Raw genomic sequence first — 12,255 nt, 5'->3', positions numbered from 1 at the left:
CCCGTCTCTATGGTCTACGCGTGCCGTCGCTCCTGTCATTCCTTCGGGCGGTTGTCGACGACCCTTTTTGCCTTTCCTTCCGAGCGGGCGACGCCGCCCGGATCATGTACCTCGATCCTGGTGCTGACACCGACGACGCTCTTGATGTGGTGGGCGAGTTCGCGCGCCGATCCGGCTCGCGCGGTTTCGTCCGCCGCCTCGATCGTGCATTCGACGTGGACGGTCATGTTGTCCATCCGGCCCGTGCGCGTCAGCTCGATCTGGAAGTGCGGCGCCAGGCCGCGGCATTTCAGGATCTGCTCCTCGATCTGGGTCGGGAAGACATTGACGCCGCGCAGGATCATCATGTCGTCCGAGCGGCCGGTGATCTTCTCGATGCGGCGCATCGAACGCGCCGTGCCGGGCAGCAGCCGCGTCAGATCGCGGGTGCGGTATCGGATCATCGGCAGGCCTTCCTTGGTCAGCGTCGTGAAGACGAGTTCGCCCATCTCGCCGTCCGGCAGCACCTCGTCGGTCACCGGATCGATGATCTCGGGATAGAAATGGTCTTCCCAGATATGCAGTCCGTCCTTGGTCTCCACGCATTCGTTGGCAACGCCGGGCCCCATGACCTCCGAAAGGCCGTAAATGTCGACGGCATGCATGTCGAAGGCATGCTCGATCTCCTCGCGCATGGCATTCGTCCATGGCTCCGCGCCGAAGATGCCGACGGCGAGCGAACTCTCGCGCGGGTCCCGCCCTTGACGGCGGAACTCGTCGAGGATGGAGAGCATGTAGGAGGGGGTGACCATGATGATGCGCGGCTTAAAGTCCGCCATCAGCGTCACCTGCCGCTCGGTCATGCCGCCGGAGATCGGCACGACGGTGCAACCGAGCCTTTCCGCACCGTAATGGGCGCCAAGCCCTCCGGTGAAGAGGCCGTAGCCATAGGCGACATGGACGATGTCGCCGGGCCTGCCGCCGGAGGCGCGGATCGAGCGCGCCACGACGTTCGCCCAGCTATCGATGTCCTTCAGCGTATAGCCGACGACAGTCGGCTTGCCGGTCGTTCCCGAAGAAGCGTGGATGCGGCAGAGCTTCTCGCGCGGAACGGCGAACATGCCGAAGGGATAGCTTTCGCGAAGGTCCTGCTTGGTGGTGAAGGGGAATTTTGCGAGATCGGCGAGCGTCTTCAGATCGGACGGATGGACGCCGGCCGCGTCGAAGCGCGCGCGGTAGAAGGGCGAGTTCTCATAGGCATGGGCGAGCGACCATTTCATCCGCTCCAATTGAAGCGCGGCGATCTCGTCGCGCGACGCGGTTTCGATCGGCTCGAGATCGCCGGGGCGGGGTGAAAGGTCTTCCATGAATCTCTCCTCCGGGAATTGTCCTCCCGCATGATGCCCCGCGTTGCCATTGGCCCGCGGAATCATGCAGCTTTCAAAGTATGGCGGCGCTCACGCCTCCGGTGCGCCGTCTGCTTGCGGCAGGTGCGTGCCCTTGACGGTGCGCGAATGGCCGCGGAACTCGGCGATGTGTTCGCCGCGCTGGTTGGTGATGCGGATGTCGTAGATGCCGCCGCGGCCGCGCCGCGAAATCTCGCTGGCCGCCGCCGTCAGCCGGTCGCCCTCTAAGGCCGGCGCGATATAGGTGACCGAGCAGTGCTGGGCGACGGCGCGCTGGTTGTAGCTGTTGCAGGCAAAGGCAAAGGCGGAATCGGCGAGGGTGAAGATGTAGCCGCCGTGGCAGGTGCCGTGACCGTTGGTCATCTCCGACGTAATCGTCATCGAGATTGTTGCCGTACCCGGCGTAACGCGATCGAGCGCCATGCCGAGCCGCTGCGACGCCTGGTCGTCGTCCCACATGACACGGGCGCAGGCGCTGGCGAGCTCCTCGGCGTTCATTCTTGCCGCGTCCATCATCGCCCCTTGAACTCCGGCTTGCGCTTTTCCAGGAAGGCTGTCACGCCCTCGGCATAGTCGCCGCTGCGGCCCGCTTCGCGCTGCAGGTCGCGTTCGAGCTCGAGCTGCTCGTCGAAGGAATTGACGGCGGCAGCCTGAATCGCCCGCTTGGTCATGCCAAGCCCCTTGGTCGGGCCGGCGGCGAGACGGGCGGCAAGCGCCGAGGCCTCGTCCATCAGCGCCGCGTCGTCGACGGCGCGCCAGATAAGCCCCCAGTTCGCCGCCGTCTCCGCATCGAGCGGCTCTGCCGTCAGCGCCAGCGCCTTGGCGCGGGCCTCGCCGATCAGCCGCGGCAGGCTCCAGGTGCCGCCGGAGTCGGGCACCAGGCCGATCTTCGCAAAGGCCTGGACAAAGCGGGCCGAGCGGGCCGCAAGGGTGATGTCGCAGGCGAAAGCGATGTTGGCGCCGGCGCCGGCGGCTACGCCGTTGACGGCGCAGACGATGGGCTTTTCGAGGCTGCGGATCAGCCTGAGGAGCGGATTGTAAAGGGTCTCGATCGTGTGGCCGAGGTCGGGCGTACCGCCCTTGCGCGGGTCACGATCGCCGAGATCCTGGCCGGCGGAGAAGCCGCGCCCGGCGCCCGTCAGCAGCACGGCCCGCACCGTGTCATCCGAGTGAGCGCGCCCGAAACCAGCGCGCAGCGCCAGATGCATTTCCTCGTTGAAGGCGTTCAGCTTGTCGGGGCGGTTGAGCGTCAGGCGCAGCACGCCGGCGTCAAGCGCCGACAGGACGGTGTCTGATTCGGCCATGATTCCTCCCTGCCGCCAGTTGGATGGGCGGCCTGAAAAAAACACTTGCATAAACCGACCGGTCAGTCAATGATAATCCCAGCAGCAGGGAGGAATGGACATGAGCGACCTATTCGACCGGCACCGCACGGTGCTCGGCGCGGCCTTGCAGGCGGCGCAGGATCGCGGCTATTGGTCCGCCTTTCCGGAAATACCGAGCGGCAAGATCTATGGAGAGACCGCCAAGGACGATGGCCTCTCCGCCTACCAGGCACGTCTCGGAAAGGCGTTCGACCTGCCCGGGCATCCCGGTGCAAAGAGGGTCGGCAAGGAAGTCTCGCCCTACGGACCGTCGCTCGGCATCACCTATCCGGCGGCCGACGCGGATGCCCTCATGGCCGCCTCCAAAGGCGCGGCAGCCGCATGGGGCAATGCCTCGCCGGAGGCGCGGGTCGGTGTCTGCCTGGAAATTCTGGCGCGCCTCAACCGCATGAGCTTTGAGATGGCCAATGCGGTGATGCACACGACGGGGCAGGCCTTCGCCATGGCCTTCCAGGCGGGCGGCCCGCATGCGCAGGATCGCGGCCTGGAAGCCGTCGCCTATGCCTGGGCCGAGATGACGCGCACGCCTCGGAGTGCGACCTGGGCGAAGCCGCAGGGCAAGGGTGAGCCGATCGTGCTTGAGAAGCACTGGCGCATCGTGCCGCGCGGCGTGTCGCTGGTGGTCGCTTGCCAGACCTTCCCGACCTGGAACAGCTATCCCGGCCTGTTCGCGAGCCTTGCGACCGGCAATACGGTGATCGTCAAGCCGCATCCGGGCGCCATCCTGCCGCTCGCTCTCACGGTCCTGGTGGCCCGCGAGGTCCTTGCCGAAGAAGGCCATCCCGCCGACGTGGTCCTGCTTGCGGCCGACGAGCCCGGCGCGGAAATCACCCGCGATCTTGTCGCGCACCCTGCGGTCGCCATCGTCGACTACACCGGCTCCAGTCTTTTCGGCGACTGGGTGCGCAACAATGCAGCGACGCGGCAGGTCTACTCCGAGGAGACCGGCGTCAACTCCATCGTGATCGGCGCGACCGACGACTTTGCCGACATGTGCGCCAATATCGCCTTCTCGCTGTCGCTCTATAGCGGCCAGATGTGCACCGCGCCGCAGAACATCTACATGCCGCGCGGCGGTATCAAAACCGATGAGGGGCCGAAGAGCTTCGAAGCGGTCGCGGCGGGCATTGCTGCGGCGGTCGACGCGCTCATCGCCGATCCGGCGCGCGCCGCCGGCGTCTGCGGCGCCATCGCCAATCCGGCAACGCTCGGGCGGATCGAGGCGGCGCGCAGTCTCGGCCGCATCGTCCGCGACTCTGCGCCGCTCCCGGGCGCCGAAGGCGCGCGCACTGCGACGCCGCTGATTCTCGCGGTGAACGCCGATCAAACATCCGCCCATGAGGAGGAGCGCTTCGGTCCGATTTCCTTCGTGGTGGCCGTGGAGAACGCCGCGGAGGGCGTCGCGCGCGCAGCAGATCTTGCCCGCAGCAAGGGCGCCATTACCGCAGCGTTCTACGATACCGACGAGGCACGCATTGCCGCGGCGGCCGACGCCTTTGCGGCGGCGGGCGTGAACCTGTCCGTCAATCTAACCGGCGGGATATTCGTCAACCAGAGCGCCGCGTTCAGTGATTTCCACGTCACCGGCGCCAACCCGGCCGGCAATGCCAGCCTGACGGACACGGCCTTCGTCGCCAACCGCTTCCGCGTCGCGATGTGGCGCCGTCCAGTGGCGGCATAGGCGGCGAACTTAAGCAATAGTCTTGACACCTGCACTCTTGGGAGGAGATGCCGACATGAGACTGCACACCACGACTGCGCTAACAACGCTGGCGCTTGGCTTCAACCTCGCGGCTCCGGCGATGGCCGATATCCGCATCGGTGCGACGCTTTCGGAGACCGGCCCCGCCGCCTTCCTCGGCGATCCCGAGGCCAAGACGCTGAAGCTGCTCGTCGACGAGATCAATGCCGCGGGCGGCGTCAACGGCGAGAAGATCGAACTGATCGTCTATGACGATGGCGGCGACCCGAACAAGGCGCGTACCTTCGCCACCCGTCTCGTCGAAGACGATGAAGTCGTTGCCGTGATCGGCGGCACGACGACCGGTACCTCCATGGCAGTCCTGCAGGTCTTCGAGGATGCGGAGATTCCCTTCATTTCGCTTGCCGGCGCCATCGAGATTATCGATCCCGTCCGTCCCTTCACCTTCAAGACGCCCCACACCGATCGCATGGCCTGCGCCAAGATCTTCGAGGACATGAAGGCGCGCGGCCTGACCAAGATCGGCATGATTTCGGGTTCCGACGGTTTCGGCGCGTCGATGCACAAGCAGTGCCTCCAGATCGTCGGCGACTACGGCATCGAGGTCATCGCCGACGAGACCTACGGTCCGAGCGACGCCGACATGACGCCGCAGCTTACCAACATCAAGGGCAGGGAAGGCGTGCAGGCGGTCCTGAACGCCGGTTTCGGACAGGGGCCGGCGATCGTCACGCGCAACTATCAGCAGCTCGCAGTCGGCCTGCCGCTCTACCAGTCGCATGGTGTGGCCTCGGACGGCTTCATCGAGCTTGCCGGCGCACCCGCCGCCGAGGGCATCCGCCTGCCTGGCACGGCGCTGCTGGTAGCGAAGCTGCTGCCCGAGAACGATCCGCAGCGCCCGGTCGTCACCGCCTACAAGGCGAGCTACGAGGCGGCGACCGGCAAGCCGGTCTCGACCTTTGGCGGCTATGCGCACGACGCGCTGCGCATCCTCGTCGATGCGATCAACCGGGCCGGCAAGGCGGAGCCGCAGGCGATCCGCGACGCGATCGAAGCCACATCCGGTCTCGTCGGCACCACCGGCGTCGTGACCATGTCGGAGGAGGACCATCTCGGCCTCGACCTCAGCGCCTTTCGGATGCTCGAGATCAAGGACGGCGGCTGGAAGCTCGTCGAATAGGTCGGCAATCGTGGGATACCGGACGCGCGGCGCGCGTCCGGTCGACAGATCGTCGCGTGCCGTAGCGGAGGCATCCATGCCCGAACTCATGCAATTCATCCTGTCCGGGGTGACCGTCGGCGCGGTCTATGCGCTGGTCGCCCTGGGCTTCACCATCATCTATAACGCCTCCGACGTCGTGAACTTTGCCCAAGGCGAATTCGTGATGCTCGGCGGCATGTTCACCGTCTTCTCCTTCGAAGCGGGGATCCCGCTGCCGCTCGCGGCGGCGATCGCCATCCTGGCGACGGCGGCGATCGGTGTGGCGCTGAACAAGCTCGCCATCGAGCCTGCGCGGGGCGCGCCGGTCGTCTCGCTGATCATCATCACCATCGGTGCGTCGATTCTCATCCGCGGTCTGACGCAGATCGCCTTCGACAAGCAGCTCCACCGCTTCCCGGCCTTCTCCGGCGACACGCCCATTCAGATCATGGGCGCGACGGTCCTGCCGCAGAGCGTCTGGGTGATCGCGGGGGCGCTGGCGGTCTTTGTCGGCCTGTGGCTGTTCTTCACCCGGACCCTCACCGGCCGGGCGGTTCTCGCCACCGCCAACAATCGCATTGCCGCGCAGCTCGTCGGCATCAACACCAGATACGTGATGACCCTGAGCTTCGCCCTGTCCGCGGCGATCGGCGCGCTTGCCGGCGTGCTCGTCACGCCGATTACGCTCACCGGCTACGACATCGGCATCGCCCTTGCCCTGAAAGGGTTCGCGGCAGCGATGCTGGGCGGGATGGGCAATCCCAAGGGTGCGCTGGTCGGAGGGCTGCTGCTCGGCGTCATCGAGGCGCTGACCGCCGGCTATCTCAGCTCGCAATACAAGGATGCCGCCGCCTTCGTGATCATCCTCGCCGTGCTCTTTGCCATGCCTCAGGGGCTGTTCGGCCGGCAAGCAACGGATCGGGTGTAGCCATGCGGCTCTCGTCGAAGACAAACACTTTGCTCGCGCTCGCCGCACTGATTGCGCTGGCGCCGCTGTTCTTCCCGTCCTCCTACTATTTTCGGGTCGGCTCGCTGATCTTCGTCAACGGGCTGGCGGTGACCGGTCTCGTCGTTCTGATCGGTTATGCCGGCCAGATCAGCCTCGGCCACGCCGGCTTCGTCGGCATCGGCGCCTATGCCTGTGCCTTGGCGCCGGTTCATCTCGGGCTCAATCCGCTCGTTGCTGCCGGCCTCGGCGCCGCGCTGTCGGGCGCGATCGCCTGGCTGGTCGGCCGGCCGATCCTGCGGCTGAAGGGCTATTATCTGGCGGTGGCAAGCCTCGGTTTCGGCGCCCTGGTGTCGATGGTGCTCGCCAACGAGGCGGGGCTCACCGGCGGCCCGGACGGGATGACGGTGCCCGATCCGGGATTGCGGGCCCTGCTCAAGTCGGTCGGCATCGATCTCTCCAACGCCGCCTTCTGGTATGCCTTCTCAGCTGTCGTGCTCGTCATCGGCGCCTGGCTCGCTTTGAACCTCTATCATAGCCCCACCGGACGGGCCTTGCGCGCGCTCCATGGATCGGAGGTCGCGGCCCGGACGGTCGGCGTCGACGTGGCCCGGTCCAAGCTGCAGGCCTTCGTGATCTCGGCCGTTTATGCCTCGATCTCAGGCTCGCTGCTGGCGCTGCAGAACAAGTTCATCACGCCGGACGTGGCGGGCTACATGCATTCGATCGAACTCGTCACCATGACGGTGCTTGGCGGCGCCGGCTCGGTCATCGGCGCGATCAGCGGTGCGGTGATCCTGACGACGCTGCCGCAGGTCCTGACGGTCTTCCAGGAGTACGAGCAGGTGATGCTCGGTCTCGTCATGATGCTGGTGATGATCTTCATGCGTGATGGCCTGCTGCCGAGTCTTTCGCGCAACATCCGGGGGAGGGGTCAATGAATCTGCTTCAGGTCGAAGGGCTGGGCATCGAATTCGGCGGCTTGCGTGCCGTCCGCGATGTCAGTTTTTCCCTCAATGCCGGCGAGATCGTCTCGGTGATCGGCCCGAACGGCGCCGGCAAGACGACCCTCTTCAACATGGTCTCCGGCATCTACCGGCCCGGGCACGGTCGCGTGAAGCTTGCCGGCGAGGACGTGACCGGCATGGAGCCGCACCTGCTGGCGCGGCGGGGCCTTTCCCGCACCTTCCAGAACCTGCAGATATTCCAGGCGATGACGGTGCTGGAGAATGCAATTGCCGGGCATCATCTGCACGAAAAGGGGTCGGTGCTCGCCGATCTCTTCGGCCTGCCGTCATCCCGCCGCCGTGCCCGCGAGGCCGAGGCGAGCTCACGCAGGCTGCTCGACCGGGTTGGCCTCGGCCGTGCGGAGGCCCAGGAGGCCGGGTCGCTCTCCTATGGGGCGCTGAAGCGGCTCGAGATCGCTCGCGCGCTGGCGCTGAATCCGCGTGTCCTTCTCCTCGATGAGCCGGCCGCGGGCTGCAATGCCGTGGAGACGGAGGAGATCGATCGGCTGATCGCCGAAGTCGCGGCTGAAGGTGTCGCGATCCTGCTGGTGGAGCACGACATGAAGATGGTGATGCGCATCTCGAACCATATCGTCGTCCTGGACCACGGCGAAAAGATTGCCGAAGGTGAACCGGCGAAAGTGTCGCGCGATCCGCGCGTCATCGAAGCCTATCTCGGGCCGCAGGCGAGGGAGGCGGCCGATGCTCACCGTTGAGGGATTGCGCTCGCGCTACGGGCGCATCGAGGTCCTGCACGGCATCGATCTCGAAATCGGCTCGGGCGAGATCGTCGCGGTGGTCGGCGCCAACGGCGCCGGCAAGACGACGCTGCTGCGCTGTCTCTCCGGCATCCAGCCCGTCTCCGGCGGAGCGATCCACTTCCGAGGCGAGGCGTTGATGGCGGTTCCAGCCTATCGCCGCCTCGAGCGCGGTCTGGCACAATCGCCGGAAGGACGGCAGATCTTCACCAATCTGACGGTCGAGGAAAATCTCCGCCTCGGCGCCTACCTGTTCTCCGACGACCGGGTGGGGCGCGACATGGAGGATGCCTTCGCGATGTTCCCGGTCTTGAGAGAAAAGCGCAATCTCGCCGCCGGCGGCCTCTCGGGCGGGCAGCAGCAGATGCTGGCTATCGCGCGGGCGCTGATGGGGCGGCCGTCCTGCCTGCTGCTCGATGAGCCGAGCATGGGTCTCGCGCCAATCCTGGTGCGGCAGATCTTCGACGTCGTCAAAGGCCTGCGCGGGCTCGGCGTCACCGTGCTCCTCGTGGAGCAGAACGCCTTCGGTGCCCTGTCGATCGCCGACCGCGGCTATGTGATGGAGACCGGCCGCATCACCATGACCGGCCCGGCCGCCGAACTCATCGCCGACCAGCGTATCCGTGAAGCCTATCTAGGAATCTAAGCCATGGCCGTCAGCATCGAACACCGTGGCGAGATCGCCGTCGTCATCGTAGACAATCCTCCGGTCAACGCGCTGTCGCAGGTCGTGCGCCAGGCTCTTCTTGAGGCGGCGGAGGCGCTCGATGCCGATCCGTCGGTGAAGGCGGTGGTGCTCACCTGCGCCGGGCGCACCTTCATTGCCGGGGCCGATGTCGGTGAATTCGGCAAGCCGCCGATGCCGCCGCACCTGCCCGATCTCGTGTCGCGGATCGAGCGGGCGGCAAAGCCATGGCTCGCCGCCATCCACGGCAGCGCGCTTGGCGGCGGCTTCGAAGTCGCCCTCGGCTGCCGCTTCCGCGTCGCGGTTCCTTCGGCAAGTGTAGGCTTGCCGGAGGTCCGCCTCGGCATCGTGCCGGGCGCCGGCGGAACGGTGCGTCTGCCGCGGATCGCCGAGGTGGAGACGGCGGTCGACATGGTCACGACGGGGAAGCCGCTCGGGGCGCGCAAGGCCCACGAGGCCGGATTGCTCGACGCGTTGATCGAGGACGATCTCGTCGCCGGTGCCGCGGCCTTCGCCCGCGCTGTTCTCGACAGGCCGCTGCCCCCCGCGCTTTGCGATCGCCCCGTCGCGCCACCGCCTGCGGGTTTCTGGGAGGCAGCGGAAAGGACCGTTTCGGCCCGCGCCAAACGGGAAGATGCGCCTCTCAGAGCGCTGGCCTGTATGCGGCGCGCCGCCGAGACGGACTTCGACACGGCGATCGCCTTCGAGCGCGAAACGTTCCTGGCGCTGCGCGGCTCGGCGCAGGCCGCCGCACTCCGTCACGTCTTCTTCGCCGAGCGGGCAGCGACCCGGCCGCCGGAGCTTGCCGGTGTGGCGCCGCGCATGATCCGTTCGACGGCGGTGATCGGCGGCGGCACCATGGGCGCCGGCATTGCCGCGGCGCTGCGCGATTCCGGCCTGCCGGTCATCCTGATCGAGCGCGATGGTGCGGCAATCGAACGAGGGCTCGCCAGCTTGCGGGCGATCTTCGACGGCGCGGCAAAGCGCGGCCGCATTTCCGCTGACGTGGCAACCGAGCGGATGGCGGGCATCACCGCCACCACGGATTACGCGGCGCTCGCCGATGTCGATCTCGCTATCGAGGCGGTCTTCGAGGACATGGACGTGAAGCGGGACGTCTTTGCGCGTCTTGCCGACAGCTGCGGTGACGATGCCATCCTCGCGACGAACACCTCCTATCTCGATCCCGAGCGGATCGCCGTGGGCGTTCGCCGGCCGGAGCGCTTCCTGGGCCTGCATTTCTTCAGCCCGGCACATGTGATGAAGCTATTGGAAATCGTGCCGACCAAGGCGACGGCGCCGGAGGTGCTGGCGACCGGCTTCGCGCTGGCGCGGATGCTGAACAAGATCCCGGTGCGCGCCGGCATATGCGACGGGTTCATCGGCAACCGTATCCTGAAGGTCACCAGGGCGCAGGCCGAGCGACTGCTGCTCTCCGGCGCCACGCCCGCGGCCGTCGACGCCGCCATGCGTGCCTTCGGACTTCCCATGGGACCCTTCGAGGCGCAGGACCTTGGCGGGCTCGACATCGCGGCATTCCAGCGCAAGGCCGCGCGTGCGCGCGGCGAGACGCCCTTCGCGCCGATCGCCGATCGCCTTTGCGCGATCGAGCGCTTCGGCCAGAAGAGCGGCGGCGGCTGGTATGACTACGAGCCAGGCGACCGCACGCCGCGGCCTTCGGATGCGGTCGCGGCGGTCATCGCCGAGGAGGCGAAGGGCCGGCCTCGGCGGGACTGGAACGAGGACGCCATTGCCGACTGCATTCTCTGGCCGATGGTCAACGAGGGAGCACGCATCCTTGCGGACGGCACGGCGCTACGGCCGTCCGATATCGACCTGGTGAAGATCCACGGCTACGGCTTTCCGCGCTGGCGCGGCGGGCCGATGCACTGTGCAGAGGCCCATGGACTCGGTAACGTCGTCGATGCACTGCGCGCGCTTGCCGAAGAGGGGCTGGCCGAGCCGCCTTGCGACCTCTTGCTCGAGGCCGCCCGGCGCGGCGGGTTCCCGACGCCTCTCGTTGAGGCATTGTAGTCCAAAAATGTGCAGGTGGTCTGGGGGGAGCACGACCTCCATAGAACGGCGGGACGAGGAGGGAGTGCGCGGACGCCGGATCGGCATGGAATTTGCGTGATGAGGTCACAACAAACGCGTCGCGACGGAGGGGAGCATGCAGGCGCTTACAGTTCCGGTCTACAGGCCGTTGCCGGTCGAGATCTTGCAAGGCGAGATCCGAAATGTTTGCGGCGCCTTCGATCTGGAGCCCATGCGGGGCACAGGCCTAGTGGCCGGTGATGTCTCGCTGCGGCGCATGGAATACTTCGATGCCGCGGTCGTGGCGCTCGATGCCCGATATGTGCAGCGCGGCGTCCGATCGATCCGCCAGGATCCGGGCGAACATCTCTTTCTGCTGGTCCAGGACGAGGGCCATTGCAGCGTCACGCAGGGAGACCAGTCGCTCGAGCTCGCACCCGGAGACATGTTCCTCGTCGATTCCGTCGAACCCTCGTCCTTCGTTTACGAGGGAAGGCGCTCGAACCAGATCTCGGTGCATATGCCGCGCGACGAGATGCTGCATCGTTTTGGCCAGTCCTGCATGGGCGGCGTTGCGATCGACCGGCACGACCCTCTCTGGGTCGCCATGCGAGCGGTGCTGACGAAAATGCTGACCAGTCCCGATGTTCAGGTGCAGCTCCGGGAAGCCTTCCTGTGCCTGATGGGCGCCTATCTTCAGGCGGGCCGGACCGGCAGCCGCGGGTTCGAGACCCTGTTGTCGCGGGCACTCGCCTTGATCGACCGCCATCGCGAGGATCCCGGCTTCGGCCCGCGCGAGCTCGCCACACGGCTGAACGTCTCGGAGCGCATGCTGCAGCGGCACTTCCAAGCTCTGGGCGAGAGCCCGGGCCACCGGCTGCTCAATCGCCGCCTCGAGCTTGCGCATGCGCGGCTCTCCGGCCGCCTGCCGGAACAGGCGAAGGAAGGGGTCGCGGGCATTGCCTACGATTCCGGCTTCAACGACCTTTCCTATTTCTATCGCGAGTTCCGCAAGCGATACGGCACCACGCCGGGCGCGGTCGCCCGCCACTGACGGATTTGTCCAATCGAAGGGACGTTCCCGTCCAAGCGGGACATGCGTCGCCCTCCTAGTCTTCCATGATGGGCTTGCCGGCATGGCAGGACACAATG

At 66.6% G+C, this 12,255-nt stretch carries 11 protein-coding genes; 8 read left to right on the top strand and 3 right to left on the bottom strand.

Features of this window, described 5'->3' with window-relative positions:
• Window positions 1–35 precede the first annotated feature (35 nt).
• From paaK to paaG, 3 genes are all read right to left on the bottom strand, one after another.
• Window positions 36–1,346: a phenylacetate--CoA ligase PaaK gene (gene paaK, locus NXT3_RS14420; protein WP_037414447.1), complete on the bottom strand. Its 1,311-nt coding sequence runs from the start codon at window positions 1,344–1,346 to the stop codon at window positions 36–38.
• Window positions 1,347–1,436: 90 nt separating this feature from the next.
• On the bottom strand, window positions 1,437–1,901 hold the full coding sequence (gene paaI / locus NXT3_RS14415) for a hydroxyphenylacetyl-CoA thioesterase PaaI (RefSeq protein ID WP_199773290.1): 465 nt from the start codon (window positions 1,899–1,901) through the stop codon (window positions 1,437–1,439).
• Window positions 1,898–2,689: a 2-(1,2-epoxy-1,2-dihydrophenyl)acetyl-CoA isomerase PaaG gene (paaG, locus tag NXT3_RS14410; RefSeq protein WP_104839555.1), complete on the bottom strand. Its 792-nt coding sequence runs from the start codon at window positions 2,687–2,689 to the stop codon at window positions 1,898–1,900. Before paaG ends, paaI begins: the two co-directional genes overlap by 4 nt.
• A gap of 100 nt (window positions 2,690–2,789) precedes the next feature.
• Here paaG and paaN point away from each other — a divergent pair, with 100 nt between their 5' ends.
• The 8 genes from paaN (at window position 2,790) to NXT3_RS14370 (ending at window position 12,157) form a co-directional block, all read left to right on the top strand.
• Window positions 2,790–4,451 carry a phenylacetic acid degradation protein PaaN gene (gene paaN / locus NXT3_RS14405; protein WP_104839554.1) on the top strand — a complete coding sequence of 554 codons (1,662 nt, stop codon included), beginning with the start codon at window positions 2,790–2,792 and terminating at the stop codon, window positions 4,449–4,451.
• A gap of 55 nt (window positions 4,452–4,506) precedes the next feature.
• On the top strand, window positions 4,507–5,652 hold the full coding sequence (locus NXT3_RS14400) for an ABC transporter substrate-binding protein (protein ID WP_104839553.1): 1,146 nt from the start codon (window positions 4,507–4,509) through the stop codon (window positions 5,650–5,652).
• Between the two features lie 76 nt (window positions 5,653–5,728).
• On the top strand, window positions 5,729–6,601 hold the full coding sequence (locus tag NXT3_RS14395; protein WP_104839552.1) for a branched-chain amino acid ABC transporter permease: 873 nt from the start codon (window positions 5,729–5,731) through the stop codon (window positions 6,599–6,601).
• Between the two features lie 2 nt (window positions 6,602–6,603).
• Window positions 6,604–7,560, top strand: a complete 957-nt coding sequence (locus NXT3_RS14390; protein ID WP_104839551.1) for a branched-chain amino acid ABC transporter permease — start codon at window positions 6,604–6,606, stop codon at window positions 7,558–7,560.
• Window positions 7,557–8,342, top strand: a complete 786-nt coding sequence (locus tag NXT3_RS14385) for an ABC transporter ATP-binding protein (protein ID WP_104839550.1) — start codon at window positions 7,557–7,559, stop codon at window positions 8,340–8,342. Before NXT3_RS14390 ends, NXT3_RS14385 begins: the two co-directional genes overlap by 4 nt.
• Window positions 8,329–9,030: an ABC transporter ATP-binding protein gene (locus NXT3_RS14380; protein WP_104839549.1), complete on the top strand. Its 702-nt coding sequence runs from the start codon at window positions 8,329–8,331 to the stop codon at window positions 9,028–9,030. Before NXT3_RS14385 ends, NXT3_RS14380 begins: the two co-directional genes overlap by 14 nt.
• 3 nt (window positions 9,031–9,033) lie before the next feature.
• A complete protein-coding gene (locus tag NXT3_RS14375; RefSeq protein ID WP_104839548.1) occupies window positions 9,034–11,103 on the top strand; it encodes a 3-hydroxyacyl-CoA dehydrogenase NAD-binding domain-containing protein in 2,070 nt (689 codons plus the stop codon).
• A 136-nt stretch (window positions 11,104–11,239) separates the two neighbouring features.
• The gene (locus NXT3_RS14370) at window positions 11,240–12,157 is read left to right on the top strand and encodes a helix-turn-helix domain-containing protein (protein ID WP_097537919.1); all 918 of its coding nucleotides are present in this window, start codon (window positions 11,240–11,242) and stop codon (window positions 12,155–12,157) included.
• Window positions 12,158–12,255: the final 98 nt, after the last annotated feature.

This window comes from Sinorhizobium fredii, from assembly GCF_002944405.1.
Classification (GTDB): domain Bacteria; phylum Pseudomonadota; class Alphaproteobacteria; order Rhizobiales; family Rhizobiaceae; genus Sinorhizobium; species Sinorhizobium fredii_C.
This window is presented reverse-complemented; position numbering and strand designations above follow the sequence as displayed.

Bases quoted from the DNA above. Each gene is read 5' to 3' on its own strand.
- paaK (WP_037414447.1), bottom strand. From the start codon at position 1,346: ATGGAAGACCTTTCACCCCGCCCCGGCGATCTCGAGCCGATCGAAACC.
- paaI (WP_199773290.1), bottom strand. From the start codon at position 1,901: ATGATGGACGCGGCAAGAATGAACGCCGAGGAGCTCGCCAGCGCCTGC.
- paaG (WP_104839555.1), bottom strand. From the start codon at position 2,689: ATGGCCGAATCAGACACCGTCCTGTCGGCGCTTGACGCCGGCGTGCTG.
- paaN (WP_104839554.1), top strand. From the start codon at position 2,790: ATGAGCGACCTATTCGACCGGCACCGCACGGTGCTCGGCGCGGCCTTG.
- NXT3_RS14400 (WP_104839553.1), top strand. From the start codon at position 4,507: ATGAGACTGCACACCACGACTGCGCTAACAACGCTGGCGCTTGGCTTC.
- NXT3_RS14395 (WP_104839552.1), top strand. From the start codon at position 5,729: ATGCCCGAACTCATGCAATTCATCCTGTCCGGGGTGACCGTCGGCGCG.
- NXT3_RS14390 (WP_104839551.1), top strand. From the start codon at position 6,604: ATGCGGCTCTCGTCGAAGACAAACACTTTGCTCGCGCTCGCCGCACTG.
- NXT3_RS14385 (WP_104839550.1), top strand. From the start codon at position 7,557: ATGAATCTGCTTCAGGTCGAAGGGCTGGGCATCGAATTCGGCGGCTTG.
- NXT3_RS14380 (WP_104839549.1), top strand. From the start codon at position 8,329: ATGCTCACCGTTGAGGGATTGCGCTCGCGCTACGGGCGCATCGAGGTC.
- NXT3_RS14375 (WP_104839548.1), top strand. From the start codon at position 9,034: ATGGCCGTCAGCATCGAACACCGTGGCGAGATCGCCGTCGTCATCGTA.
- NXT3_RS14370 (WP_097537919.1), top strand. From the start codon at position 11,240: ATGCAGGCGCTTACAGTTCCGGTCTACAGGCCGTTGCCGGTCGAGATC.